This window comes from Marixanthomonas ophiurae, assembly GCF_003413745.1.
Classification (GTDB): Bacteria; Bacteroidota; Bacteroidia; order Flavobacteriales; family Flavobacteriaceae; genus Marixanthomonas; species Marixanthomonas ophiurae.
The window spans coordinates 984,306-1,010,478 of sequence record NZ_QVID01000001.1 but is presented as its reverse complement, the minus strand read 5'-3'; the positions used below and the strand labels follow the sequence as shown (position 1 = coordinate 1,010,478).

Sequence of the window (26,173 nt, the reverse complement as noted above, 5' to 3'; positions counted from 1 at the left end):
ATTAAAATACGCTTTGGACAAAAATATCGATATTTGCGACTAAAATCCACCTATTAAGATAAAAATGGCAAACAAAAACAAAACGTTAGGCGAGTTTATTATTGAAAATCAAGAGGAATTTAAGTATTCTTCGGGCGAATTATCGCGGTTAATTAATTCCATTCGCTTAGCAGCAAAGGTGGTCAATCACGAAGTAAACAAAGCGGGTTTAGTAGATATTCTAGGTACAGCTGGCGACCAAAATATACAAGGTGAAGATCAGCAAAAATTGGATGTTTATGCCAATGAAGCTTTTATTAATACCTTAACCAATAGAGAGATTGTTTGTGGTATTGCCAGTGAAGAAGAAGATGATTTTATCAACATTCAAGGTCGGAACGAAAAAAACGACAATAAATATGTGGTGTTGATTGATCCGTTGGATGGTTCTTCAAATATCGACGTAAATGTTTCGGTAGGGACTATTTTTTCTATTTATAGACGGGTAACTCCCTCTGGTTCGCCTGTTACTTTAGACGACTTTTTACAACCTGGTAACCGCCAAGTGGCAGCAGGTTATATAGTATATGGCACCTCAACGATGATTGTATATTCTACAGGCCATGGTGTTAACGGTTTTACATTAAATCCAGCAATTGGAACGTATTATTTATCGCATCCAAATATGAAATTCCCAAAAGATGGTAACATCTATTCTGTAAATGAAGGAAATTATATTCAATTTCCGCAAGGCGTAAAGGATTACATAAAATATTGCCAAAAAGAAGAGGAGGATCGTCCTTATACGGCACGATATATTGGTTCGATGGTTTCAGATTTTCATAGAAATCTAATAAAAGGTGGAATTTACATTTACCCAAGTACTTCAAAAAACCCTGAAGGCAAACTTCGCTTGTTGTATGAATGCAACCCGATGGCTTATTTAACCGAACAAGCTGGTGGAAAAGCCAGTGATGGCTATACTCGTATTTTAGATATTCAACCTACTAAACTACATCAACGCGTTCCTTTTTTCTGCGGAAGCATAAAAATGATGAACAAGGCTGAAGAGTTTATGAGGAATGCGGACAAATAAATTGTCTTTCATTCACATCAAAAAATTATTGCACAACTACTCTTTCAATAGCCCTACCTGAAGATGAAATAACTTCCATGACATAAACACCGGAAGTTAAACTTTCAGTTGGGTAAAAAATTTCAGGATTTGAACCTGAAACCGTAAAATCTTGAGCGTTGATCAACTTTCCAGAAATGGAGAATAGGTTTACTTTCACTTCTCCTGCTATTGTAGCATCCGTAAAGTGAACTTTAAAATATCCGTTTGCGGGGTTTGGGGATACGATGATATTTTGATTGGTTTCTACTGCTTCTAACCTTCCTAAGTCATTGCCATTTATTTTATATAGTTGCGTAGTGTTGGTTTGTTGATTTAAATAATTAAAATACAAATCTTGGTCTAAAGTAAATTCGTAATCAACTAAGGCTGCATTTTCTGGCACTACAACTTCAACAAACCCTGATTGATCTACAGCATAAAGCTTATAGAGATATTGTTCTGAATCCGATTCATAACTATAAAATAATGTGTTTCCATAGCTAGTTAGAAAATCAGAGAAGCTGTAATTTTCAGGAGGGTTTGACACCAACGTGGCTGTTGTTTCTCCTAATGTCAGTTCGGTCAATGAATAATTTTCTTCGGTATCCTCATAGACCATATATAATTTTTCATCTGTTGACGTAGCATATCCCACCGCACTTAAATTTTCTGGCACTCCGATAGCTGTAAAAGATACCCCATCATATTTGTAAAAATGAGATTGAGAGGAACTATTATACATAGAAAAGATAAAATAATCTTCATTATTAAAATTACCTCCATACAAATATGCGTCTTTATCCAAATTTGTGTAAATCGGGTTTAACCCATTACCATCAAAGCCATACAACTCTCCTTTTTCAGAGGCTAAATTTTTATACCGAAAAAATATCTGTTGATTATTTGAACCTAATTTGTAGGATAGTGAAGTATTTCCAGAGGTCGGAAGGGCTGTAAGATTTGTCCCATCAAAAGAATACAGTGAAAAGATATCCGTATTTACGACATCTATACAGGCCAAAGTCAATACACCATCTATTTCACCTTGAATAGATACTATTTCCTTTTCTTGGGGGTTTGGTATCACGGTATAATTTTCTCCGTCAAAAACCCAAGCTGATGTAGGATTATTTTGTTGATTATCTCTAAGAATAAGGTATAAAGACTGGTTGTTTTCAGAGAAATAATAACCTATTATTTCTCTTTGGTTTGGAACTTCAAATTCTTCAAGTTCATTACCATTAAAACCAAGAATTATATCACCCTCCAGATAATTTTGTCCTACTATAAATAATCTATTATTAAAGTTACCTAGAAATACAGGGTTTTCATAACCCTCTGGGAGATTGTAGGATATTACTTGAGATCCGTCATATTCCATTAAGCTCGCTATAGGGTCATATTGAGCAAAATAATATTTGTTATTATATTTATCTAAGTATTGAACATTAGCATAATCTTCAAAAGGAATAGATTGAAAATTAATCCCATCAAAATTATACATAGCAGGGTTTGTTCCCCCATAATAATCAGTAAAAACAATATTATCCTCAGTTTCAAAAGCTTCAGCATAATCATATTCAGGCTGGTTCTCCACAATTTCCAATGTTTGCGCAAACGAGGAGGAGAAAATTGAAATACATAACAAAAAAGTGCTTATTTTTTTAATAGGCGGTATGGTTTTCATAACAGAATATCTAAATTATTGGTTAAGTTGTATAATTCAAACATACAAAAAAACACCCAAAGCTAGTTTAAGCCTTGGGTGTTCCCATTATATTTCTGTGATTTTTAGTTACTTATCTCTGTTCAATAAATAACGATAATCTTCAAGGTTTAATCCCCCATCGTAGATTTCGATAGAGCGTTTAATTAGTTTTTGAGCTAATTCTGCCGTATAACCTAACCCTATTGCATAGCGCTCAATTAAAAAACGCTCATGATCGTCTATTTCGTGATCGGCAAAGATCATTTCAAAAAGATCGTGCATACGCTCCAAACGCCTATCAGCACTATTAGGAGGGTTTATCGGATATTTTGAAGGGTTTTTAATCACTTCTTTGTATTCATCTTCATCGATATCCAACTTTCGTGCAAAACGCTTCAATAGCTTTTCTTCTTCTTCGTTCAATTCACCATCAATGGCTGCAATGTTCGCTATAGAAGCAAAGTGGCTCAAATTTCTGGAGTGTTCTCCTCTTTCAAAAAGATCTGTAAATGACATAGTATCGTATTAAGCTACAAATATAAAATATTTACAAATCAAGTTTAGCAAACTAGACTTTTTTATTTTTCAATAAAAATACCGTTCGCTAAATTTTTCTTAATTTAAAAAGAAGTCATCTTTTAAACTTTTAACTTTAAAGGACTATGAAAAAAACACTACAAATTGCTAATATTCTTGCCTTTTTGGCCACTATTTTTGTGAACTACCTCTCAAACACTGGCGCGATGAACAACACCACAATCGGTGAAGTTTCGGCCTCCATGCCAAACTTGTTTACTCCAGCAGGCTATGCTTTCTCCATTTGGGGGTTTATCTATTTATTATTATTAGGGTTTATAATCTACCAAAGCCGAAGTCTTTTTACCTCCGTTAGGGATGATGCTTTTGTGCTGAAAACGGGTTGGTGGTTCGTGTTATCGTGCGTGGCTAATATGTTATGGGTTACCTTTTGGCTTTACGGATATATTAGTTTTTCTATACTAGTAATGTTCGTATTACTATTTTCACTACTGAAAATTGTCATGAACAATCGTATGGAATTGTGGGACGCCCCTATTTCAGTCATTACATTTTTATGGTGGCCGTTTGTTTTTTATAGCGGATGGATAACCGTCGCAAGTATTGCCAATATTGCTGCTTATTTAAGCAGTACCGGATGGGATGGTTGGGGTTTTTCTGAAACTTCTTGGACGGTGATAATGGTTATCATTGCCGGAATCATCAATCTAGCCGTCACCTGGAAACGCAATATGCGCGAGTTTGCATTAGTAGGCGTTTGGGCGTTAATCGCAATTGCCGTAGCCAATTGGGACAGCAACCAAGCTGTCGTTTACGCAACCTTGATAACTGCTGCTGTGTTATTTATAAGTAGTGCCGTTCATTCCTTTCAAAACAAGGATACTAGCCCGGTGCAAAAATGCAAAGAGCATTTTGGTAAATAGCTCTGATTTTCAATTTTTCAGATTTGATTTCAGTTTCGATTTCAATTTCGACTTCCTTAAACCATCCCCTTAATATCATTACCCCACGTTGGGTAGGCAAAAATCATGGCTTTTAAATCTTCACATTTCAATTTACCGCACATGGCGAGTACAAATAAATTAATCATTTCGCCTGCATGAGGCGCAATAATATGCGCACCTAAAATCAAATTTCGTTCTTTATCGACTATGGTTTTATAAGCGTAGGTCTTTTCATTTATACGTTTTGCATTGAACCAAGAAGGCACACTTTTATACTCCACCACAATATCATAGCCTTGTTTTTTAGCTTGCTCTTCGGTTAAACCAATAGCAGCGACTTGCGGCAATGTAAATACCACGGAAGGAACCGGCGGAAAATCCATTTTCAAGATATTGTTTTTTCGAATATTTTTTGAAACAACCCTCGCTTCTTGAGACGAAGTAGGTGTTAATGGTAAAGAACCACTTGCCGAAACATCACCACAAGCATACACCGACGGATTGGTAGTATTTTGAAGAAATTCATTCACCGAAATACCTCCTTTTTCAAAGGCAACGTTTCCTTTTTCTAAATCCAATGCGTCTATCGAAGGTACACGGCCTGCCGTATTAAAAACAGCCCGTCCTTTTACAGAATTCTTTTTTCCGTCTTTCTGAAAAATAACTCGGTAGTTTTTCTGAAGCTCTTCCACTTCGGTTACTTGGGCGTTAAAAATAAAATCAATTCCTAATTCCTCTGAAGCTTTTGTAATATGACTCACAATATCTTCATCAAATGGTGTTAACGGTCGTGGAGCAAATTCCACTACGGTAACTTTGGCGCCACAGCGAGCGGCGATGTGTGCAAATTCCATCCCAATATAACCCGCTCCAACAAAGACGATGCTTTCGGGTAATTCTGGCAAGTCTAAAAAATCGTCACTTAATTTTAAATGTTCTCTTCCAGGAATTTTTAACTCCATCGGTTTTTGGCCCGTAGCGATTACTATTTTTTTAGCTTTTACGGTTTTTCCTTCCACCGTAAGGGTGTTTTCATCCAAAAACTGCGGTGATTGGTGGTACATTGCAATCCCAGCTTCTTTTAAATCGCGTTCCGTTGCCGCGGGAACCGCTTCAGTAAAATTAGATTTGAATTTTTGTATGTCTTTCCAATTTATTTCAGGGGCAGCCGTAATTCCTTTTCCTTTTAAGTTTTCAGCTAATTGTATGGCTTCGGTAAACCCTACTAATACTTTTTTTGGGTCACATCCACGATTGGCACATGTACCGCCAAATTCTCTATTATCGGCAATGGCAACGCTCATTCCGGCTTCTATACAATCGTACGCTACACTTTTTCCAGCTGTTCCGGTTCCTATTACAAAAACATCAAATTTTTCTATTGCCATCTTAATATATTGTTTTAATTACACCGCCATCTACACGAAGTGCGGCTCCATTTGTCGCAGACGCTAACGGACTCGCAACATAAGCAATCATCGAAGCTACTTCTTCAGGATCTGCAAACCGCTGAATAAGGGAAGTGGGGCGTTCGGTCTTAAAAAAACCATTTTCTACTTCTTTTTTAGATTTTCCATCACTTACCCCTGTCATATCTTTTACGCCATTTGAAAATGTGGGCCCAGGTAGCACACTGTTTACGGTAACATTAGTACCTTTAGTGGTTTCTGCAAGACCACGAGAAATAGCTAATTGTGCTGTTTTCGTCATTCCGTAGTGAATCATTTCAACAGGTATATTTATCGCGCTTTCACTTGAAATAAAAATAATACGTCCCCAATCTTTTTTCATCATCTTAGGTAAAAACGCACGGGATAGACGTATGCCACTCATAACATTGACATCGTAAAAACGTTGCCAATCTTCATCTGGAATATCTAGAAATTCTGTCGGATCAAAAATTCCTACGTTATTCACTAAAATATCTACTTCTTGTACTTCTTCTATAAGTTTTCCCACCTCAACAGCATTGGAAAAATCACAGGGAATTCCTGTAACCATTGCACCTTTTACACTTTTCTTCAAAGAACTTGCTGCGCTTTTCACAGATTGCTCACTACGTCCGTTTAAAATAACGTGAGCGCCTTCTTCGGCAAATAGTTTTGCGGTTGCATAACCAATTCCTTTCGTTGATCCTGTAATGAGAACTCGTTTATCTTTCAGTTTTAAATCCATCTACTTTTTTTCTTGCATTTGTATCAATAGACCAATAATTATGGTCTAGATTTTTAATTAGTAAAAAGAAAAAGATTGCATATACCATTTGTGTTCCTACCGCTGCCCAATCTTCTTTAAAAGCAGAGCCTAAAATCAACAAGGCGATTAAAAGTCCGCCCGCAGCTGCTGCATATTTAGTTTTCCAACCTAGTAATAACAGGGCTCCGATTGTAAATTCGATAAAAGGTAAGGAATATGCAAATGGGCTTACTAAAATTTCAGGCAAGTAGGTTTCAGAAAAACCTTTTACTATTCCATTTGCAAAAGCGTCTAATTTAGGTATTCGAACCAATCCGTGAACCAATAAATTAATCCCAATAGTGAGTCGAGCTACAAAAAACGCTAACTGGTTATTACTAATCTTTTTCATAAGTATTAAAATTACTCAATGCATTACCCTAATTGTGTTATGAAAATGATAAAACTCAATAAGGCAGCTTAAAATAAGAAGATAAGATACTATCTTTGCGCCTTTATGAGCAAGACTCTTGTTAATACGCTTTTTGCAAAGGCTGAAGAAACCCTAAAGCTAGGGGAAGCTATATTCGATTCGCAACCAAAAATTTCGGTTTCAGGCTTAGTTGGCTCTGCTACTTCTATTGTTATTTCTGAAGTGTTTAAAGCTTCAGAAAAACCATTCCTTCTTATTTTAAATGATAAAGAAGAAGCTGCTTATCACTTAAACGATTTAGAACAATTGCACGGCGACGATAACGTGTTGTTTTATCCAGGAAGTTATCGCAGACCCTACCAAATTGAAGAAACCGACAATGCGAATGTGTTGCTGAGGAGTGAGGTATTAAATCGTATTAATTCCCGCAGAAAGCCGGCTATTATTGTTACTTATCCCGAAGCCTTATTCGAAAAGGTAGTAACTCGAAAAGAACTTGAAAAAAACACCTTAAAGCTAAAAGTAGGCGAAGAAGTGTCTATCGATTTTGTAAATGAAGTGTTATTTGAATATAAATTCAAACGTACCGATTTTGTAACTGAACCTGGTGAGTTTTCAGTCCGTGGTGGGATTTTAGATGTCTTCAGTTTTAGTAATGACGAGCCATATCGTATTGAATTTTTTGGCGATGAAGTAGATAGCATCCGTACCTTCGATGTAGAAACACAACTTTCAGACGAGCAATTAAAGAAAATATCCATCATTCCCAATGTGGAGAATAAAATGATGGAAGAAACCCGTGAAAGTTTCTTAAAATATATCGCTTCCAAAACTGTGGTTTTTCTGAAAAATGAAGAACTATTAAGCAGCAGTATCACAAAATTATTTGAAAAAGCAACCCACGCTTTTAATGAAGCTTCTGGCGAAGTAAAACAAAGCGAACCACAAGATTTATTTTGCACTTCAGAATTATTAAAAAGCCAACTCTCTGAATTTACAACCGTAACGCTAGACAGTAAAACCAGTAGCGAGGCAATTCATTTTAATACAAAACCGCAACCGTCGTTTAACAAGCAGTTCAATTTGTTAATTGAAAACTTGAACGAGAACGTTGAAAATGGCTATAAAAACTACATTTTCTGCAGTAGCGAACAGCAAGCAAAACGTTTTCACGACATTTTTGAAGATGCTGAACAACATGTAAAAGAATACCAAACGGTCGTATTTCCATTGTTTCAAGGATTTATCGATGACACTCAAAAAAACGTGTGTTATACCGATCATCAAATTTTTGAGCGTTATCATAAATTTCAGCTTAAAAACGGCTACGCCAAAAAGCAGGCAATTACCTTAAAAGAATTGACCAACCTTGAAGTAGGCGATTACGTTACCCACATTGATCACGGAATTGGGAAATTTGGCGGACTTCAGAAAATTGATGTGGAAGGAAAACAACAAGAAGCCATCAAATTGATTTATGGCGAACGCGATATTTTATACCTCAGCATTCATTCGCTTCATAAAATCACCAAGTACAACGGCAAAGATGGAAAAGAACCCAAAATATACAAACTGGGAAGTGCTGCTTGGAAAAAATTAAAACAGAAAACCAAGAAACGAGTTAAGGAAATTGCTTTCAACTTAATTGAGCTCTACGCCAAACGTCGTTTGCAAAAAGGGTTTGCGTATGATCCCGATTCGTATTTACAAGCTGAATTGGAGTCGTCTTTTATGTTTGAAGACACGCCCGATCAATCTACCGCTACCGAAGATGTAAAACGCGACATGGAAAACGAGCGACCAATGGACCGCTTAATCTGTGGCGATGTAGGTTTCGGAAAAACGGAGGTAGCCGTTCGTGCCGCTTTTAAAGCGGTTGATAACAACAAACAGGTTGCTATTTTGGTGCCCACCACCATTTTGGCATTTCAGCATTACAAAACATTTACGGAGCGATTGGCCGAAATGCCTGTAAACGTAGATTACCTCAACCGTTTTCGAACTGCCAAAGAACGTCGTGCTGTACTAGAAGGTTTAAAAGATGGAGCACTTGATATTGTGATTGGGACGCACCAATTGGTAAACAAATCGGTTGAATTTAAAGATCTTGGATTATTAATAATTGACGAAGAACAAAAATTTGGTGTTGCGGTAAAAGACAAACTAAAAACCATAAAGGAAAACGTAGACACCTTGACATTGACCGCTACACCTATCCCGAGAACGTTACAGTTTAGTTTAATGGCCGCACGGGATTTATCGGTAATCACCACGCCGCCACCCAATCGCTATCCGGTAGAAACCCACGTGATTCGTTTTGGGGAAGAAAGTATTCGCGATGCCGTTCGGTATGAAATATCACGTGGCGGACAAGTATTTTTTGTTCATAACCGTATTGAAAACATTAAAGAAGTAGCCGGAATGATTCAGCGCTTAGTTCCAGATGCCAAAATAGGAATTGGTCACGGCCAGATGGACGGTAAAAAACTGGAAAAACTCATGCTCGGTTTTATGAACAATGAGTTTGATGTATTGGTTTCAACCACTATTATTGAAAGCGGACTGGACGTTCCAAACGCCAACACTATTTTTATCAACAATGCCAATAATTTCGGATTGTCCGATTTACACCAAATGCGCGGGCGTGTGGGTAGAAGTAATAAAAAAGCGTTCTGTTATTTTATCACACCTCCCTATTCAGCCATGACCGACGAAGCGCGAAAACGAATTACAGCTTTGGAGCAATTTTCAGAATTAGGTAGCGGGTTAAACATTGCAATGAAAGATTTGGAAATTCGTGGTGCGGGAGATTTATTAGGCGGCGAACAAAGCGGGTTTATCAATGAAATTGGGTTTGAAACCTATCAAAAAATTCTTTCCGAAGCGATTGATGAACTTAAAGAGAAAGAATTTAAAGATCTGTATGAAGGTACCGAACATGAGAAAAAGGATTTTGTAAAAGAAACCGTGCTCGATACCGATTTTGAATTGCTTTTCCCTGATGATTACATCAATAACATTACGGAACGGCTTAATCTGTACACCAAGTTAAATCAGTTAAAAACTGAGGAAGAACTCCAACAATTTGAAAAAGAATTAATAGACCGCTTTGGGGAACTTCCTGACGAAGCAATTGATTTATTGAACAGTGTTCGTATTAAATGGATTGCGATTAAAATGGGACTGGAACGCGTGATTATGAAGAAAAACAAATTGGTTGGTTATTTTGTGAGCGATCAAGCAAGTGCGTATTATCAGAGTCCGGCGTTTACAAAAGTATTGCAATACGTTCAAAACCATCCGCAGCGCGTAACGATGAAAGAAAAGAAAACCCGCAACGGACTGCGGTTGTTATTGACTTTTGATAGAATTACTTCAGTAGATAGAGCATTGGAAGCGCTAGCGCCTTTTTCAAGTAGTTTTTCAGAAGCGACGTAACAATTTACTCAAACAAGAGAGAAGACAAATACCGATCGCCTCGATCACAGATTACTGCTACGATTACACCACTTTCTAATGTTTCGGCTAATTTCAACGCTGCTGTAACACTGCCGCCGCTGCTCATCCCAGAGAATACACCTTCTTCCTCTGCTAAGCGTTTTGCCATTTCGGTAGCTTCCGTTTCGCTTACTTCAATTACTTGATCCACTTTTTTAGGATTGAATATTTTAGGTAAATATGCTTTCTCCCATTTTCGAATTCCAGGAATTTTAGAACCGTCTGTTGGTTGCGCACCTACAATTTGAATGTTTTTATTTTGTTCTTTCAAATAAGTAGAGGTGCCCATAATGGTTCCCGTAGTTCCCATTGCTGAAACAAAGTGCGTTATTTTCCCTTCTGTATCCTTCCAAATTTCAGGGCCTGTGGTTTTATAATGGGCTTTCCAGTTATCATCATTTGCAAACTGATTAAAGGAATAATATCCCTCTTCAGCTACTTTTTGTTCGGCATAATCTCTTGCACCTTCAATACCGATATCGGATGACGTTAACGTAACTTTCGCACCATACGCTCGCATGGTTTGCACACGCTCTTTAGTTGAATTTTCGGGCATCACGAGTTCAATGTTAAGCTTAAAAATTCCGGCAATCATCGCTAATGCAATACCGGTATTTCCGCTTGTGGCTTCAATTAGCTTCGTACTTTTATCAATTTCGCCTCGATCTAAAGCAGATCTAATCATGTTATAAGCCGCCCGATCTTTTACGCTTCCGCCTGGGTTATGACCTTCCATTTTTAAGAGTAAGGTGATCTTCGGGTTCTTAATTAAGGTTTGTGCTTCAATTAAAGGAGTCTTACCTATAAAATCGGTTATATTTTTAAACATTTTCTGTTGTTTTAATTTTCACTTCATTGGTGTTTGAAACAATAGAGTTCCGCGGAATAGAATTGGTAATCCACGTATTTCCTCCTATTACGCTATTTTCACCAATGATTGTTTTTCCGCCCAAAATAGTTGCATTTGCATAAATAACCACATTGTTTTCAACAGTTGGATGCCGTTTTATATTTCGTAAATTTCTTGCTACTGAAAGCGCTCCTAAGGTAACCCCTTGGTAAATTTTTACATTATTTTTAATAATTGTAGTCTCTCCAATTACCGTACCTGTTGCATGGTCTAGAAAAAAGGACTCGCCTATTTTCGCCCCGGGATTGATATCAGCTCCTGAAATACGGTGTGCATATTCACTCATAAGCCTGGGCACTAAAGGCATTCCCACTTCATATAATTCGTGACTTAATCGATAGATTACAATAGCGTAAAATCCTGGATACGAAAGATATACTTCTTCGATAGAATTTGCTGCAGGATCGTTTTCAACAAATGCCTTCGCATCTTTATTTAATTTTTCTAAAATTCCTGGAAGTTTTTGTAAGTATGATTTCCACAGCTTTTTACACGGTTTTTCTGGTGTCCAACACGCAATATCTACTAATTCTTCAAAAAGTGTTTCTAACGTATCAAAATTTTCTGAAACGGATGTTTCCGAATCGAATAAGGTATGGAATAACAACCTTGTAAACTCTTCGGTACGCTCTTTTAAACGATACTTTAAATTAGGGTTTTCTTTCTGTTGCTGAATGGCTTGAATAATATCTTTTTTGGTAAAATTCATAAGTTGAAACTAAGATTGAGTGAGTCGATTGCCTTATTTCAAAATTACAGAAATACCAATAGAATAAGGGTTTTTTTAAAAATGATAAAATGCATTTTCAAAATGTTCAATCTGTTCGGTAGTTTTGTTTTTCAACACGGCAATAATATCAAACTGAACTTCTTTGTCAAGGTTGTTATCAATCATATACTCATTGGCAGCTTTTACCAATAGTTTTACTTTTCCTCTAGTAACAAAGCTTTGTGGATCCCCAAAAAAAGAACTATTTCGGGTTTTTACTTCTACAATTACAATAGTGTCTTCATCTTTTTGGGCTATGATGTCTATTTCGGCCTTGTCGAAGAAAAAATTTCGTTCTAAAATTTCATAGCCGTTTTTCAGAAGATAGTCTGCTGCCAATTGCTCGCCTATTTTTCCAAGTTCGTTGTGGTGTGCCATGCCAATTTAGGATTACACCTTACAAGATAACCATTAAAGTTGAAAAGAATAACCTTTGAAACCCCAGGCAAATAACGTTACTTATGGTTAACTTTGTTTTGTATGATTATATCCTATAACATTTCAGAAAAAAATAATTCTAGTATAAAAAAGAACAGGTATGAAAAAAATAATTCTAATTCTAAGTGTAATGCTAAGCAGTAGTTTAATGGTTGGACAACAAACAATGACCCCCGAACTGCTATGGCAAGTAAAACGCTTAAGCGTAATGGGGTTGGATCAAGATGGTGCGACAATCTTTTTCAAGGTAAAAACACCGAATATTGAAGAAAATGATTTTAACACCAAGTACTATAAAATGCCAGTTTCGGGAGGAACTATAGTCGAAATTAATGAAGACGATGCTAACGCAAAAGACAAAAATATTTCACCCGACGGCACGTATAAATTGTTTAATGAAGAAGTGCATGTTGAAGCCATTAAAGGAAAAGATGTATATAAAAATCTGGAAGAGTCTAACGCCTATATTTTTTCCGATTTAGATATCCGTCACTGGGACACGTGGCAAGATGGTAGCTACAACCATGTTTTTTACAAACCTACTGATAACGAAAATGCGACTGGCACCGATATTATGCCCAAACAACCGTATCATACACCACAACGTCCTTTTGGTGGTGACGAAGATTATATTTGGTCGCCAGACAGCAAAGACATTTACTATGTAAGCAAGAAGTTAAAAGGTAAAGAGTATGCTACTAGTACTAATACTGATATTTACAAGTACAATCTGGATTCTAAAACCACCGAAAATATTACCAAGGACAATAAAGGTTACGATACTAATCCAGCTTTTTCGTCAAAAGGAGCTTTGGCGTGGTTGCAGATGAAAACCGATGGGTATGAAGCTGATAAAAACGATATCGTTGTTTTACAAAATGATGTAAAGCAAAATCTTACTGCACAATGGGATGGTACAGTACGTAGCTTTTTATGGAATAACGACGGAACCGATGTTTATTTTACCGCTGCCGTTGATGGAACCATTCAACTTTTTAAGGTGAACTATCCAGGTAAAAAACGAATTGCGCCGGTAGTAAAACAACTTTCCAAAGGCCAATTTGATGTAACAAGTATTATTGCACAAAAAGACAATACGCTGTTAGTTACTCGAACCGATATGAATCATGCTGCTGAAATTTTTAGTTTTAATTTAAAAGACAACACGTTTAAGCAATTGACGAATATCAATTTAGAGTTATACAATAGTATCGACTTGCCAAAAGTTGAAAAGCGGACGGTAACTACTACCGACGGCAAAGAAATGTTGGTTTGGGTAATTCTACCTCCAAATTTTGACGCTTCCAAAAAATATCCAACCTTATTATACGCCCAAGGTGGTCCACAATCGCCGCTATCACAATTTTATTCCTACCGTTGGAATTTCCAATTAATGGCATCGCAAGGATATATTGTCGTGGCGCCTAACCGTCGCGGTATGCCCGGTCACGGTGTAGAATGGAACGAAGCCATTAGCAAAGATTGGGGCGGACAAGTAATGGACGATTATCTTTCGGCCATCGATGAAATCGCTAAAGAGCCGTACGTTGATAATGATAGATTAGGAGCTGTTGGCGCTAGTTATGGCGGATATTCAGTGTTTTACTTAGCTGGAATCCATAACAACCGTTTTAAGTCGTTTATCGCTCACGATGGTGTATTTGATACTAGAAGTATGTATGGCACCACCGAAGAATTGTTCTTTGTAAACCATGATTTTGGCGGACCGTATTGGGACAAAAACAATAAAACAACCCAAAAAGTTTACAACGAGTTCAACCCAATTACCAAAGTATCAAATTGGGACACGCCTATTTTAATTATTCAAGGAGGAAAAGATTATCGTGTGCCGATTGAACAAGGTTTAAGCGCCTATCAAGCTGCACAATTGTTAGGAATAAAGAGTAAATTGCTTTATTTTCCAGAAGAAAACCACTGGATCCTAACCCCGCAAAACGCGTTGGTTTGGCAAAACGAATTTTTTAAATGGCTAAAAGAAACGCTTTAATTTTCAAATCCCCTTTTCACTTGAAAAGGGGATTTTTTTATATTTTTATTTGATAATGAGTCGAATAATAAGATTTCTGAATGAATTGGATGATTATGAATTAGCATATTTTGCAAAATTCAAACTTCAAACCTATATGCCAGAAACTCAATTAAAGATTAAAAAGCATCTTTTAAAACAAGGTTTCACGGAAGAGAGGATTAATCAACTAATCGCTATCAACCCAAAAAAAGAAGAAAAAAAAGGAAAAATGCGATGCCCCAGATGTTCATCGGATAAAATTCGAACCGAGAAAGTTGAATGGACAGATACTACAAATAAAATTGGTTATGAGGATGAAATTGCCTCAATGGATGGATTAACAGTAAAAGTAACTTCCAAAAATCAGGTAATTTGTAATGTTTGTGAATATTGGATTGAAGACCCTAATTCTGAAAAAACAAACAAATCATTGTGGTATCATATCTATGATACCGTTTTTCACATATTTACCACTTAAAATAATGATAGCAATAGCAATCCTCTTTATTATCCTTGGCATACTGATTAAATACGGTAAACTATATTTTTTAATAGCAGGCTATAATACCATTCCAAAAGAAGAAAAAGCCAAAGTAGATGTCGATGGAATTGCAACAGTCTTTAGAAACGCCATGTTTGGCATGGCTTTTATAATGATAATCGGTTATTTTGCCGCTACATGGTTTGCGAATCCCGAAATTGAAAACATCGCTTTCTTTGGGGCATTAATCATAGGGATTCCCTATTTATTGATTCGATCTAATTCCAAAAAATATACGATTGACAAATAGCATTTAAAAAGTAAGTTTCGCTTCCTTTTCAGTCACTTCCAACGTAACGTTTCGTCCCATTATCAATGCGCGATTGTCTTTTATATGACCTGCCGGAGCATTAAAACAAACCGGGTACTCATATTCTGAAACAACTTCAGCAATAATTTTCTCAGCCGTTTTTCCAAAAGGAATCGTATTATCATTCATATCGCTCAAACCACCTACTACCAATCCAGAAAGGTTTTTCAGAAATCCGCTGCGTTTAAGGTTTTGCATCATTCGGTCAATGTGATATAGGTATTCATCCAAATCTTCTATGAAAAGTATTTTTCCATCGGTATTTACTGACGAAGTACTTCCTAAAATAGAATACAAAACCGAAAGGTTACCGCCCACCAATTGCCCTGTTACTTTTCCGGTTCGGATTAATTCTTTTTCTTCGGAAGGAAATGAAATTTTATATTCTTCTCCAAATAGAACTTTTTTTATGGAAGTTGCTGCTTCTACTGTTCTCTTCTTAATATCTGCTGGCATATCAGCGTGCATCGTTTCTACATCCAAATTATGAATGTGCGAATGCAGCACCGTAATATCGCTATACCCAATAACCCACTTCGGATTTTTTTTGAATTCTGAAAAATTCAGTCCATCCACCATCCGAACCGTTCCATAACCACCTCGCGCACACCAAATGGCTTTTACCTTTGGGTTATCTAACATCTCTTGAAAATCAGCTGTTCGTAATCCATCATCTCCTGCAAACTGGTTTTGTTCGGCTTCGATTGTTTTTCCTAAAATTACTTTCAAGCCCCATCCTTCTAACAAGTCTAAACCGGGTTTTAATTCTGTTTTTGAAATTTTTCGAGCAGTGGAAACAATTGCGACGGTATCGCCTTTTTGTAAAAATTCAGGTGTAATCATAAGTAGTGGTAATCTAAAATAGTATAGCACCCAAATTAACACATTTATCCGTAATTTTGCACCTCCATCAAGAAAACGAAGGATTCAATTATGCAAACGACACCAAAAAGATATACTATTACCGCCGCTTTACCGTACACCAATGGCCCTGTTCATATCGGGCATTTAGCTGGGGTATATGTGCCAGCAGATATTTACGCGCGCTACCAACGCTTACAAAATAAAGATGTAGCATTTGTCTGCGGAAGTGACGAACACGGCGTGCCTATTACCATTAAGGCCAAAAAAGAAGGCATCACGCCTCAAGAAGTAGTGGATAAATACCACGGAATCATTAAAAAATCGTTTGAAGATTTCGGAATTTCCTTTGATAACTATTCCCGCACCTCAGCAAAAGTTCATCACGATACTGCTTCAGCATTTTTCAAAAAATTGTATGAAGACGGAAAGTTTATTGAAGAAGTTACCGAGCAATTGTACGATGCCGAAGCCGACCAATTTCTGGCCGATCGGTTTATTTTAGGAACCTGCCCAAAATGTGGTTTTGAAGAAAGCTACGGCGACCAGTGCGAAAACTGCGGAACCTCACACAACGCAACCGATTTAATCAATCCAAAAAGTGCCATTACGGGTAACAAGCCTGTTTTAAAAGAAACACGCCATTGGTTTTTACCTTTAGACCAATACGAAGGCTTTTTAAAAGAATGGATTTTAAAAGACCATAAAAAAGATTGGAAAAGCAATGTGTACGGCCAATGCAAATCTTGGATTGACGACGGCTTACGAGCACGAGCGGTAACCCGCGATCTGGAGTGGGGAATTCCCGTACCTGTTGAAGGAGGTGAAGGCAAGGTTTTATATGTTTGGTTTGATGCGCCGATAGGGTATATTTCGGCAACCAAAGAATGGGCCGAACGCGAAGGTAAAGACTGGGAACCATATTGGAAAGATGAAGATTCTAAACTGCTTCATTTTATTGGGAAAGACAACATTGTTTTTCACTGTATTATCTTCCCGAGTATGCTAAAAGCTGACGGAAGTTATATTTTACCAGATAACGTTCCTGCGAATGAATTTTTAAACCTGGAAGGCAATAAAATATCCACTAGTAAAAACTGGGCGGTTTGGTTGCACGAGTATTTGGAGGAGTTTCCAAATCAACAAGATGTGTTGCGCTATGTATTAACAGCAAACGCTCCAGAAACAAAAGACAACGACTTTACTTGGTCCGATTTTCAAGCTAGAAACAATAATGAGTTGGTTGCTATCTTCGGAAATTTCATAAATCGAGTGGTGGTTTTAACCAATAAATATTACGATGGTATTGTTCCAGAGGCTTCAGATTTTTCTGAAGTTGACAAACAAACATTAAAAGAGTTACAGGCCTATCCAGCTGTTATTGCGAGTTCGATAGAGCGGTATCGTTTTAGAGAAGCGCAGCAAGAATTGATGAATGTCGCGCGATTAGGTAACAAATATTTAGCAGACGAAGAACCTTGGAAAACGTTTAAAACCGATGAAACACGAACCAAAACGGTGATGTATGTCGCATTGCAAATCGCCTCTGCTTTATCAGTCTTGAGCGAACCGTTTTTGCCATTTACTTCAGAAAAATTAAGAGAAATGCTTCATCTTGAAAAAGGTGAAAATGAACTTATTTGGAGTGATGTCACTTCAAAAACTGAACTTATAAAGCCTAGTCACCAAACAGGAAAGGGAAGTTTGTTGTTCAGTAAAATTGAGGACGAGCAAATACAAAAGCAGTTAGATAAGCTAGAAGCCAGTAAAAAAGCCAATGAAGCCATGAACAAAACCGTAGAGCCTGAAAAAGAAACCATTCAGTTTGAAGATTTCACCAAACTCGATATGCGCGTGGGAACCATTATCGAAGCCGATAAAATGCCAAAAACGAAAAAATTACTGGTATTAAAAGTGGATACGGGTATCGATGTACGCACCATCGTTTCAGGAATTGCTGAAAGTTTTAAAGCAGAAGAAGTTATTGGTAAAAAAGTGACGGTACTCGTTAATTTAGCGCCTAGAAAATTACGCGGTGTAGAAAGCCAAGGCATGATTTTAATGACCGAAACAGCTGAAGGGAAGTTATCTTTTGTAAACCCAGACACTTCGACTCCGCTCAGTACAGGAGCTGGAGTTGAAAACGGAGCATCGATAAATTAATACTTTATGAAACAATTATTTCTATTTCTAACCATGTTCTTTTATACATTTATGAATGGACAGGAGGAAGTTATACAGATAAATGGCGACGACAAGTTCAATACTATAAAGCAATCCTTTAGTATAGTAGATGAAAAATCAGGGAATTTCTTTGTTTTTCTTGAAGACAGTGATAGAGTATATGGTTTTCTCTATGATGAAAATTATAATACCTTGGGAAATGTAATCTGCCCAGACCTTTCTTCAAAATTTAAGTCTATAATTGGGTATACTATCGAGGATAAAAAAGTAACTCTTTTTATGAATACCTTAAATGGTAGGAGTTATGGAGCAATGATCTTTGATTTTGAAAAAAGTATTAGTCAAGCTAAGGAATTAGACTTTAAACTTCGTGGTGAGACCTATTTAGACGCAGTATATTACAACAATACACTACACGTTTTATCTGTTCCTAAAAGAAGCTCACAAATCAATATTTACTCGTTTAAAAATACGCTTACACCCATAGTTAACAAAGTTAAATTTGAAGAACAAGCTCTTTTAGATAGAAATGACAGACCCATTAGACTGAGTGAAATTGTAAGTAGATCTACAATAAGTCAGATTGAATTAAATACACCAAATTCATTAGAGCTTACCTCTAAAGATTTTAAAATTTACCGAAGAGGTAGTTTAGTAAGCATAACCTCAGACCATTTCAAGGAATATACTTATGTTATTAAGTTTGATTTAGATTCCTTTAAGCAAACAGTTGAAAAAGTAGCGCAACGGGAATTTGACGGTTTCCAAATGTCAACATACAGCAATAGCTTTCTTTTGGATAATAAGCTTTTTCAAATAGCTTCCAATTCAGATGAGCTTCAATTTCAAATAGCAGAGATACCTTCAGGAAAAATAATTAAAAAAATCGCTGTCACTGATGACGAACAATTAGAATTTAAAAACACCCCAATAATACAAGAAGGAGGTGATTTTGATTCGTATAGAGAACTAGAAAAAACTAATCAATTCCTACGGAAAATTTCGAATGAAGGTATTGGTCTATCCATTTATAAACAAAATGGAATTTATGAAATTACAATGGGCAGTGCCACAGAAAAACCAAGTAACGCAATGATTATTGGAGGTGCATTAGGAGGTCTTGCCGGTGGAATTATAGCAGCCTCTTTTAATAACTTAAACTCCACATACAACGGATATAAAAACACAAAATCTGTTAGAATTACAGGTTTGTTTGATAAAGATTTTAACCATCTTGAAGGGTCGATTTCTGAAAATCCCTTTGATAGAATAAAAACTGCTTTTGAAAACACAAAAGGAGCGACCGCCGAAACTATCTTTAAATTAAACGAATCCTTTATCTGGGGACATTACAATAGGAAAGAGAACAGTTATAGGCTTGTAAAATTTTCAGAATAAATTTAAAATGAACAGCCTTCTTAAATATATAACTTCCAAAACCCAACTTCCCGAAAAAGCAATACAAAACACCATTGCTTTGTTGAACGAAGACTGTACCATTCCATTTATTTCGCGCTACCGAAAAGAACAAACAGGGAATTTAGACGAAGTGCAAATTGGAGATATTGTATCGTATAAAGAAGCATTTGAAACCTTAGAAAAGCGAAAAGCCACTATTTTAAAAGCGTTGAAAGAACAAGACGTACTTACCAATGAACTTCAGAAAAAAATAGAAGAAACTACCGATAGCACCACATTAGAAGATTTATACCTGCCGTATAAAAAGAAACGGAAAACCAAAGCCGATACGGCTAGAAACAATGGTTTGGAGCCACTCGCCAAAATTATTATGGCGCAAAATGCTTCAAATATCGATTCGATTGCTGAACAATATTCTTCGAATTCCATTCCAGTCGAAGATGCTTTGGAGGGCGCGCGCCACATCATTTCAGAATGGGTTAACGAACGGAGCGACATTCGAAATATGCTTCGGAACCAATTAGAACGCCACGCTATCCTCACAACCAAAGTGGTGAAAACGAAGAAAGATGATGAAAAAGCGCAGAAATTTAGGGATTATTTTAACTGGAGCGAAGCATTAAGTCGTTGTCCGTCACACCGATTGTTGGCAATTCTTCGTGCTACGGAAGAAGGGTTTATTCGTCTTAAAATAGAAATTGATGATGAAAAGGCGCTTTACAAAATAGAAAACCGAATTATAAAATCGAACGGTGACTGTGCTGAACAAATTTCAATGGCTATAGTAGATGCCTATAAAAGATTATTGTTTCCGGCACTTTCCAACGAAATTTTAACCGCGGCTAAAGAAAAAGCAGACGAAACCGCCATACAGGTATTCGCGAAAAACCTGAAACAATTGTTATTGGGTTCCCCGTTAGGTGAAAAGAAAGTTTTAGCAATCGATCCAGGTTTTAGAACGGGTTGTAAAATTGTCTGCCTCGATGCGCAAGGCGGACTAGAACACAACGAAACCATCTACCCGCATCCGCCAAAAAATGATTCAAAAGGGGCAATCAAAAAGATCAGCACGTTGGTGAATGCTCATAAAATTGAAGCCATTGCCATTGGTAACGGAACCGCTTCTAGAGAAACCGAACAGCTAATCCGCCGTATTCAATTTGACCGTTCCATTCAAGTATTTGTTGTGAGCGAAGCCGGTGCTTCTATTTATTCGGCTTCAAAAATTGCACGCGATGAGTTTCCAAATTATGATGTTACCGTTCGGGGTTCGGTTTCTATTGGGCGACGTTTGCAAGACCCCTTAGCAGAACTGGTGAAAATCGATGCAAAATCAATTGGAGTTGGGCAATACCAACACGATGTGGACCAAACCAAACTTAAAAACTCACTAGATCGCGTAGTGGAAACCTGTGTAAATGCTGTAGGTGTCAATATTAATACTGCGAGTACTTCATTGCTAAGCTATGTTTCGGGTATTGGTGATAAACTGGCTGAAAATATTGTAAAACATCGCGATGAAAACGGCGCTTTTACTTCCAGAGAGGAAATTAAAGATGTTTCCAGATTAGGCGGAAAAGCATATCAGCAAGCGGCTGGGTTTCTTCGGATAAAAGAAGCCAAAAACCCATTGGACGATTCAGCCGTACACCCAGAAAGTTATGCTGTGGTTTCAAAAATGGCAAAAGATAAAAAGGTTGATATTTCAGAATTAATAGGAAATAAAACATTGCTTCAAAAAATTCCGTTAGAAAAATACCAAACAGAAACCATCGGCTTACCTACGCTTCAGGATATTATAAAAGAATTGGAAAAGCCTGGTCTTGATATCAGGGAGCAAGCGAAAGTATTCACTTTTAACCAAAGCATTAAAACAATAACCGATCTAGAAGAAGGTCAATTACTACCAGGAATTGTAAATAATGTCACAAATTTTGGTGCTTTTGTGGATGTTGGGATAAAAGAAAGTGGTCTTATTCACATTTCAAATTTGGCAGATTCTTTTGTTTCTGATGTCAATGAACACGTACATTTACACCAACAAATTATCGTAAAAGTATTGGAGGTAGATGTTGACAGAAAACGGATTCAGTTGAAACTTCATAAATAGGTGTTAAATATCTGTTTTCTTTCCCTTTTTCTATTTGCTAGTGTTTTTTATTAGCTAATTTCGCGTTTTTATTATTTCATCCTTTTAACTGTTAGGCTTATGAAAAAGGCAAGAATCGCTTTAGTAGTAGGAATAATTTGTATTTCCATCTTTCCAGTATTAGTAAAATTGAGTCTTACGCCGGGGGTTATCTCTGCGTTTTACCGAATGGCAATTGCTTCGGCTTTATTGCTTCCGTATGCATTAATAACAAGGCAGTTAAAAATTCCTTCTACCAAAATTTTGCTTTTGGGCATCTTGTGTGGTGTGGTGTTTGGGCTAGACGTAGCCGTTTGGAATGTCGCCATACAAGAATCAACCGCAACGCAGGCTTCGTTGTTAACCAATTTATCACCTGTGTGGGTAGGAATTGGTGCCTTCTTTTTCTTAAAAAATAAACCTAAAAAGAACTTTTGGATTGGTACCGTCGTTGCTGTTTTAGGTATGGTAACCTTAGTCGGTTTTCACTTTTTCATAAACCTTAATTTCGATCTTGCTTTTATATTTGGCATTCTATCGGGGATGCTGTATGCCGTTTATATGTTAGTGAGTAAATTCATCTTACACGAATTTAACGTGGTGTCTTTTATGAGCATTAGTTTACTTGCTTCGGCCATTGCCTTGGGCATTATTAGCTATGCTATTGGCGAACCGTTTTCTGGGTTTAGCAACATGGGCTGGTTTGTATTACTTATTCAAGGGGTAATATGCCAGTTGGCTGCTTGGTTGTTGATAAGTTTTGCCACTAAAAGAATGCGAGCTACCCTCGTATCGGTGAGTTTGTTGGGACAAGGAATTTTAGCGTCTATCTTAGCGTGGTTATTTGTAGATGAAACCATTAACTTGCAAATGGTTATTGGGGGTTTAATTTTATTGTTAGGAATTAGAATTACCTTCTACAATAAAGAAATCAACTTCAAAAATCGATTGTTTCCTTCAAAAAGAAGACGTATTGCATGCTCAAAATAGCATATCATCCTATTTATAAACATCCGTTACCGGAAGGGCATCGATTTCCTATGGAAAAATACGAACTCCTTCCGCAGCAGTTGTTATATGAGGGAACGTGTAATGAAGCTAATTTTTTTGAACCTAACATGCCCTTAGATGAACATATTCTTGCAGTACACACAGCTGAGTATCTTTCACATTTAAAAAAGTTGACGCTTGATAAACGAGCCGCCCGCAAAATAGGCTTTCCACTTTCTGAAGGCTTGGTAAAGCGAGAGCATCTCATTACACAAGGAACCATTCAAGGCTGCGAATATGCTTTAGAACACGGTATTGCCATGAACATAGCCGGAGGCACACACCATGCGTATACCGATCATGGGGAAGGCTTTTGCATTTTTAATGATCAAGCCATTGGCGCGCGTTATTTACAACGCCAAGGATTGGCGAAAAAGATTCTAATCGTCGATCTAGATGTGCATCAAGGAAACGGTACTGCTGAAGTCTTTCAAAACGATGATTCGGTTTTTACCTTTTCTATGCACGGCGCCGGAAATTATCCCTTCAAGAAAGAAGTAAGTGATTTGGATATTCCTATTCCTGATGGGTCGGGTGATGATTTTTATTTGTCCAAACTAAAGGAAACACTTCCTAATTTAATTGAAACCGTACAACCCGATTTTATTTTCTACCTCAGCGGTGTCGATATTTTGGAAACTGATAAGTTAGGTCGATTAAACTGCACGGTCGATGGTTGTAAGGAACGCGATCTTTTTGTGTTGGAAACTATCCGTAATCTTGAAATTCCAATGCAAGTGAGTATGGGCGGAGGCTATTCGCCTGATATAAAAGTAATTATTGATGCCCACGCAAATACGTATCGCTTGGCGCAGGATTTGTTTTTTGTGTAAATAACCCGGTCACTTCGGTACACTTCGGCTCTGCTCAGCACACCGCATTCTGCTTCGCAGAACACTCAGCAACCTCATATTGTGAATTTTAAAGCAATATGTGAGGTGATTGAGTGATTCCGCCGAAAGGTGGGATTGTATCGAAAGCACCGAATTCAAAATCACTTATTCCGAAAGATGTAACCCCAGTTTTATTTTCCAATACGGAACTTTAGCCTCAAAATATTCGAAATATGCTTTTAAACTTTCAGGGCTTTCTATCTTATCTTTTGCGGCGATAATTTTATCTATTTCTTCTGAAGTGATTAAGCGTTCTATCTCGATCTCTTCCCCAGAAATATGTGCTTTTTCCAGATGTGCATAGATAGTTCCCGTAGTTAGGTTTCGTTCTTTTGAAATTTCATCGACGGTTAATCCGTCATTAAATAATGCCAAACTCACAAGGTGTGTGGGTGTTTTTTTAGATCCTTTTTTTTTGGTGGCTTTTATCGCTTTTTTTGGATTCTTTTTCTGTTCCTCTGTAATGACTTTTAGAAAAGGTGTTGCATACTTTTCTAATTTTGCCTGCCCTACACCGCTTATAGTCGCGAATTCAGTTTCAGTTTGCGGAACTTTTGCCACCATATCTTTTAAACTGGCATCGCTAAAAATTACATACGCTGGGACACCCATTTCTTTTGCTAATGTGCCTCGAAGTTTTTTAAGCTTATCAAAAAGTCCGCTGGTTTTTACAGCACTTTCGCTCGTTGTCTTTTCTTCTTCTTTTTCCTGAAGCGGACGCGCCAAATATATTTTTCTATTTTCAAATAAAACAGACTTTGCCAAAGGTGTCAATATCAATCTTCCGTTTTCGTGAAACCGAATCTCCAACACTCCTTGATTGATTAATTGAATGACGTATTGCTGCAAATCTCGCCACGAAACATCACTTGCTGCGCCGTACGTTTTTACACCTTGATACCCTTTGTTGAACACTTGTGCATTTTGGGCGCCTCGTAATACATCGATTACCATCCCCAATGCTTCTTGTTCTTGCAAACGTGCTACCGCTGAACATACTTTCTGTGCAAGCAACGTACCATCAAAATACGTTGGTGGATTTTTACAAATGTCACAGTTCCCACAATCTTCTTGTAAGTGCTCCCCAAAATAACCCAATAAAGCTCGCCTGCGGCAGCTCAAGGCTTCAGCGAACTGCTGCATCCGTTCTAGTTTGGCAAGTTGATATTCTTCTGTAGGACTTCCTTCGGCAAATTTCCGAAGCTGAACAACATCGGCAAAACTATAAAACAGTAAAGTATGTGCTGGTAATCGATCACGGCCACTTCGTCCAATTTCTTGATAATAACCCTCAATATTTTTAGGCATATTATAATGAATCACCCAACGAACATTGCTTTTGTCAATCCCCATCCCAAAAGCGATAGTCGCCACGATAATAGCTGTTCTATCATTAACAAAACTTTCCTGTATGTTGCTTCTTTCTTCTGAAGACAACCCAGCGTGATAGGCTTTTGCGTCATACCCAGCAGCAAGTAATTTATCGGCTACATTTTGTGTGCTTTTTCGGCTTAAGCAATAAATGATACCGCTCTCTTCTCTGTGTGATTTCAGAAATTGTAGTATTTGCTGAATCCTTTTCTGTCCAGGTCTAACATCTAAATATAAATTAGGACGATCGAACGAAGCAATAACCTTTTTAGCCTTTGGAATGGCCAATTGCTTTGCGATATCATTTTGCGTAGCACTATCTGCTGTTGCGGTAAGCGCTATTAAAGGTTTTTTCGGAAACTGCTCTTTTAAGCTCCCCAGTCGGGTGTAAGCCGGTCTAAAATCGTGCCCCCAGGACGAAATGCAATGTGCCTCGTCGATGGCAAACAGGTTTATATCAATATGGTGCAAGGTATCTTCCAGTAAAAAAATACTTTCTGGTGCTACATAAAAGAGCTTCAACTTCCCTGCTTGTAAATCGGAAAGGGTTTGTTGCTGCTCTTCTTGCGGTTGTGAACTATTAAAATAGGCTGCTGAAATTCCATTAGAGCGCAACGCATCCACCTGATCTTTCATTAATGCAATTAGGGGTGATACAACAATTGCTGTTCCCAGCAACGCCAAAGCCGGTAATTGAAAACACAACGACTTCCCTCCACCTGTAGGCATAATAGCCAGCGTGTCGTTTCCTTTCAGCACATTTTGGATAATTTTTTCCTGATTCGGCAGAAAAGCATCGTACCCAAAGTGGGTTTTTAAAAGGTCTTGTATGGTGGGAGGTGTGTTTGTAATGGGCATAGGGTGCAAAGTTAAATTAAT

General features: G+C 37.4%; 21 protein-coding genes. 11 read left to right on the top strand and 10 right to left on the bottom strand.

The genetic code is table 11. The annotated features are described in order from the left end of the window. Window positions 1-64 precede the first annotated feature (64 nt). Complete coding sequence (fbp, locus tag DZ858_RS04555; protein WP_117158341.1) at window positions 65-1,075, top strand: class 1 fructose-bisphosphatase; 1,011 nt, start codon at window positions 65-67, stop codon at window positions 1,073-1,075. Window positions 1,076-1,100: 25 nt separating this feature from the next. Here the strand turns inward: fbp and DZ858_RS04550 are convergent, their stop codons facing one another. Together DZ858_RS04550 and DZ858_RS04545 are read right to left on the bottom strand one after the other, a co-directional pair. Continuing rightward, entirely contained in the window at window positions 1,101-2,783 is a 1,683-nt protein-coding gene (locus DZ858_RS04550) for a T9SS type A sorting domain-containing protein (protein WP_117158340.1), read from the bottom strand. A gap of 108 nt (window positions 2,784-2,891) precedes the next feature. Beyond that, complete coding sequence (locus DZ858_RS04545) at window positions 2,892-3,320, bottom strand: TerB family tellurite resistance protein (protein ID WP_117158339.1); 429 nt, start codon at window positions 3,318-3,320, stop codon at window positions 2,892-2,894. 146 nt (window positions 3,321-3,466) lie between these two features. On the opposite strand from DZ858_RS04545, the gene DZ858_RS04540 reads away from it, so the two are divergent. After that, window positions 3,467-4,264 carry a tryptophan-rich sensory protein gene (locus DZ858_RS04540; protein WP_117158338.1) on the top strand — a complete coding sequence of 266 codons (798 nt, stop codon included), beginning with the start codon at window positions 3,467-3,469 and terminating at the stop codon, window positions 4,262-4,264. A 56-nt stretch (window positions 4,265-4,320) separates the two neighbouring features. Here the strand turns inward: DZ858_RS04540 and DZ858_RS04535 are convergent, their stop codons facing one another. The 3 genes from DZ858_RS04535 to DZ858_RS04525 are packed head-to-tail and all read right to left on the bottom strand — an operon-like array spanning window position 4,321 to window position 6,872. Beyond that, complete coding sequence (locus DZ858_RS04535) at window positions 4,321-5,673, bottom strand: dihydrolipoyl dehydrogenase family protein (protein WP_117158337.1); 1,353 nt, start codon at window positions 5,671-5,673, stop codon at window positions 4,321-4,323. A 1-nt stretch (window position 5,674) separates the two neighbouring features. Beyond that, window positions 5,675-6,460, bottom strand: a complete 786-nt coding sequence (locus tag DZ858_RS04530; RefSeq protein ID WP_117158336.1) for an SDR family NAD(P)-dependent oxidoreductase — start codon at window positions 6,458-6,460, stop codon at window positions 5,675-5,677. Beyond that, window positions 6,438-6,872, bottom strand: coding sequence for a DoxX family membrane protein (locus DZ858_RS04525; RefSeq protein ID WP_205120345.1), 435 nt, complete (start codon window positions 6,870-6,872; stop codon window positions 6,438-6,440). The genes DZ858_RS04530 and DZ858_RS04525 overlap by 23 nt, the downstream gene beginning before the upstream one ends. Window positions 6,873-6,977: 105 nt before the next feature. Between DZ858_RS04525 and mfd the strand changes: the two genes are divergently transcribed. After that, window positions 6,978-10,331 (top strand): transcription-repair coupling factor, encoded by a 3,354-nt coding sequence (gene mfd / locus DZ858_RS04520; protein ID WP_117158335.1) that lies wholly within the window; start codon window positions 6,978-6,980, stop codon window positions 10,329-10,331. Between the two features lie 4 nt (window positions 10,332-10,335). Here the strand turns inward: mfd and cysM are convergent, their stop codons facing one another. From cysM to DZ858_RS04505, 3 genes are all read right to left on the bottom strand, one after another. After that, window positions 10,336-11,220, bottom strand: a complete 885-nt coding sequence (gene cysM, locus DZ858_RS04515; RefSeq protein WP_117158334.1) for a cysteine synthase CysM — start codon at window positions 11,218-11,220, stop codon at window positions 10,336-10,338. Further along, window positions 11,213-12,010 carry a serine O-acetyltransferase gene (locus DZ858_RS04510; protein ID WP_117158333.1) on the bottom strand — a complete coding sequence of 266 codons (798 nt, stop codon included), beginning with the start codon at window positions 12,008-12,010 and terminating at the stop codon, window positions 11,213-11,215. The genes cysM and DZ858_RS04510 overlap by 8 nt, the downstream gene beginning before the upstream one ends. A 75-nt stretch (window positions 12,011-12,085) precedes the next feature. Next, complete coding sequence (locus DZ858_RS04505; protein ID WP_117158332.1) at window positions 12,086-12,448, bottom strand: YraN family protein; 363 nt, start codon at window positions 12,446-12,448, stop codon at window positions 12,086-12,088. Window positions 12,449-12,608: 160 nt separating this feature from the next. On the opposite strand from DZ858_RS04505, the gene DZ858_RS04500 reads away from it, so the two are divergent. Genes DZ858_RS04500 through DZ858_RS04490 form a run of 3 tightly spaced genes read left to right on the top strand, consistent with a single transcriptional unit; the run spans window position 12,609 to window position 15,328 of the window. Next, the gene (locus tag DZ858_RS04500) at window positions 12,609-14,516 is read left to right on the top strand and encodes a S9 family peptidase (protein ID WP_117158331.1); all 1,908 of its coding nucleotides are present in this window, start codon (window positions 12,609-12,611) and stop codon (window positions 14,514-14,516) included. A gap of 55 nt (window positions 14,517-14,571) precedes the next feature. After that, window positions 14,572-15,015: a hypothetical protein gene (locus DZ858_RS04495; protein WP_147309570.1), complete on the top strand. Its 444-nt coding sequence runs from the start codon at window positions 14,572-14,574 to the stop codon at window positions 15,013-15,015. A gap of 4 nt (window positions 15,016-15,019) precedes the next feature. After that, entirely contained in the window at window positions 15,020-15,328 is a 309-nt protein-coding gene (locus DZ858_RS04490; RefSeq protein ID WP_117158329.1) for a DUF3784 domain-containing protein, read from the top strand. Between the two features lie 3 nt (window positions 15,329-15,331). Here DZ858_RS04490 and DZ858_RS04485 read toward each other — a convergent pair whose 3' ends face one another. After that, a complete protein-coding gene (locus DZ858_RS04485) occupies window positions 15,332-16,231 on the bottom strand; it encodes a S66 peptidase family protein (RefSeq protein WP_117158328.1) in 900 nt (299 codons plus the stop codon). A 90-nt stretch (window positions 16,232-16,321) separates the two neighbouring features. On the opposite strand from DZ858_RS04485, the gene metG reads away from it, so the two are divergent. From metG to DZ858_RS04460, 5 genes are all read left to right on the top strand, one after another. Beyond that, window positions 16,322-18,412, top strand: a complete 2,091-nt coding sequence (gene metG / locus DZ858_RS04480) for a methionine--tRNA ligase (protein WP_117158327.1) — start codon at window positions 16,322-16,324, stop codon at window positions 18,410-18,412. Window positions 18,413-18,418: 6 nt separating this feature from the next. After that, window positions 18,419-19,831: a hypothetical protein gene (locus DZ858_RS04475; RefSeq protein ID WP_147309569.1), complete on the top strand. Its 1,413-nt coding sequence runs from the start codon at window positions 18,419-18,421 to the stop codon at window positions 19,829-19,831. Between the two features lie 7 nt (window positions 19,832-19,838). Continuing rightward, entirely contained in the window at window positions 19,839-21,962 is a 2,124-nt protein-coding gene (locus tag DZ858_RS04470) for a Tex family protein (protein WP_117158325.1), read from the top strand. A gap of 99 nt (window positions 21,963-22,061) precedes the next feature. Continuing rightward, on the top strand, window positions 22,062-22,970 hold the full coding sequence (locus DZ858_RS04465; protein ID WP_117158324.1) for a DMT family transporter: 909 nt from the start codon (window positions 22,062-22,064) through the stop codon (window positions 22,968-22,970). Beyond that, a complete protein-coding gene (locus DZ858_RS04460; protein ID WP_117158323.1) occupies window positions 22,958-23,863 on the top strand; it encodes a histone deacetylase family protein in 906 nt (301 codons plus the stop codon). Before DZ858_RS04465 ends, DZ858_RS04460 begins: the two co-directional genes overlap by 13 nt. A 165-nt stretch (window positions 23,864-24,028) precedes the next feature. Here DZ858_RS04460 and recQ read toward each other — a convergent pair whose 3' ends face one another. Further along, the gene (gene recQ, locus DZ858_RS04455; protein ID WP_117158322.1) at window positions 24,029-26,152 is read right to left on the bottom strand and encodes a DNA helicase RecQ; all 2,124 of its coding nucleotides are present in this window, start codon (window positions 26,150-26,152) and stop codon (window positions 24,029-24,031) included. Between the last annotated feature and the right edge of the window lie 21 nt (window positions 26,153-26,173).

Bases quoted from the DNA above. Each gene is read 5' to 3' on its own strand.
- fbp (WP_117158341.1), top strand. From the start codon at position 65: ATGGCAAACAAAAACAAAACGTTAGGCGAGTTTATTATTGAAAATCAA.
- DZ858_RS04550 (WP_117158340.1), bottom strand. From the start codon at position 2,783: ATGAAAACCATACCGCCTATTAAAAAAATAAGCACTTTTTTGTTATGT.
- DZ858_RS04545 (WP_117158339.1), bottom strand. From the start codon at position 3,320: ATGTCATTTACAGATCTTTTTGAAAGAGGAGAACACTCCAGAAATTTG.
- DZ858_RS04540 (WP_117158338.1), top strand. From the start codon at position 3,467: ATGAAAAAAACACTACAAATTGCTAATATTCTTGCCTTTTTGGCCACT.
- DZ858_RS04535 (WP_117158337.1), bottom strand. From the start codon at position 5,673: ATGGCAATAGAAAAATTTGATGTTTTTGTAATAGGAACCGGAACAGCT.
- DZ858_RS04530 (WP_117158336.1), bottom strand. From the start codon at position 6,460: ATGGATTTAAAACTGAAAGATAAACGAGTTCTCATTACAGGATCAACG.
- DZ858_RS04525 (WP_205120345.1), bottom strand. From the start codon at position 6,872: ATGAAAAAGATTAGTAATAACCAGTTAGCGTTTTTTGTAGCTCGACTC.
- mfd (WP_117158335.1), top strand. From the start codon at position 6,978: ATGAGCAAGACTCTTGTTAATACGCTTTTTGCAAAGGCTGAAGAAACC.
- cysM (WP_117158334.1), bottom strand. From the start codon at position 11,220: ATGTTTAAAAATATAACCGATTTTATAGGTAAGACTCCTTTAATTGAA.
- DZ858_RS04510 (WP_117158333.1), bottom strand. From the start codon at position 12,010: ATGAATTTTACCAAAAAAGATATTATTCAAGCCATTCAGCAACAGAAA.
- DZ858_RS04505 (WP_117158332.1), bottom strand. From the start codon at position 12,448: ATGGCACACCACAACGAACTTGGAAAAATAGGCGAGCAATTGGCAGCA.
- DZ858_RS04500 (WP_117158331.1), top strand. From the start codon at position 12,609: ATGAAAAAAATAATTCTAATTCTAAGTGTAATGCTAAGCAGTAGTTTA.
- DZ858_RS04495 (WP_147309570.1), top strand. From the start codon at position 14,572: ATGAGTCGAATAATAAGATTTCTGAATGAATTGGATGATTATGAATTA.
- DZ858_RS04490 (WP_117158329.1), top strand. From the start codon at position 15,020: ATGATAGCAATAGCAATCCTCTTTATTATCCTTGGCATACTGATTAAA.
- DZ858_RS04485 (WP_117158328.1), bottom strand. From the start codon at position 16,231: ATGATTACACCTGAATTTTTACAAAAAGGCGATACCGTCGCAATTGTT.
- metG (WP_117158327.1), top strand. From the start codon at position 16,322: ATGCAAACGACACCAAAAAGATATACTATTACCGCCGCTTTACCGTAC.
- DZ858_RS04475 (WP_147309569.1), top strand. From the start codon at position 18,419: ATGAAACAATTATTTCTATTTCTAACCATGTTCTTTTATACATTTATG.
- DZ858_RS04470 (WP_117158325.1), top strand. From the start codon at position 19,839: ATGAACAGCCTTCTTAAATATATAACTTCCAAAACCCAACTTCCCGAA.
- DZ858_RS04465 (WP_117158324.1), top strand. From the start codon at position 22,062: ATGAAAAAGGCAAGAATCGCTTTAGTAGTAGGAATAATTTGTATTTCC.
- DZ858_RS04460 (WP_117158323.1), top strand. From the start codon at position 22,958: ATGCTCAAAATAGCATATCATCCTATTTATAAACATCCGTTACCGGAA.
- recQ (WP_117158322.1), bottom strand. From the start codon at position 26,152: ATGCCCATTACAAACACACCTCCCACCATACAAGACCTTTTAAAAACC.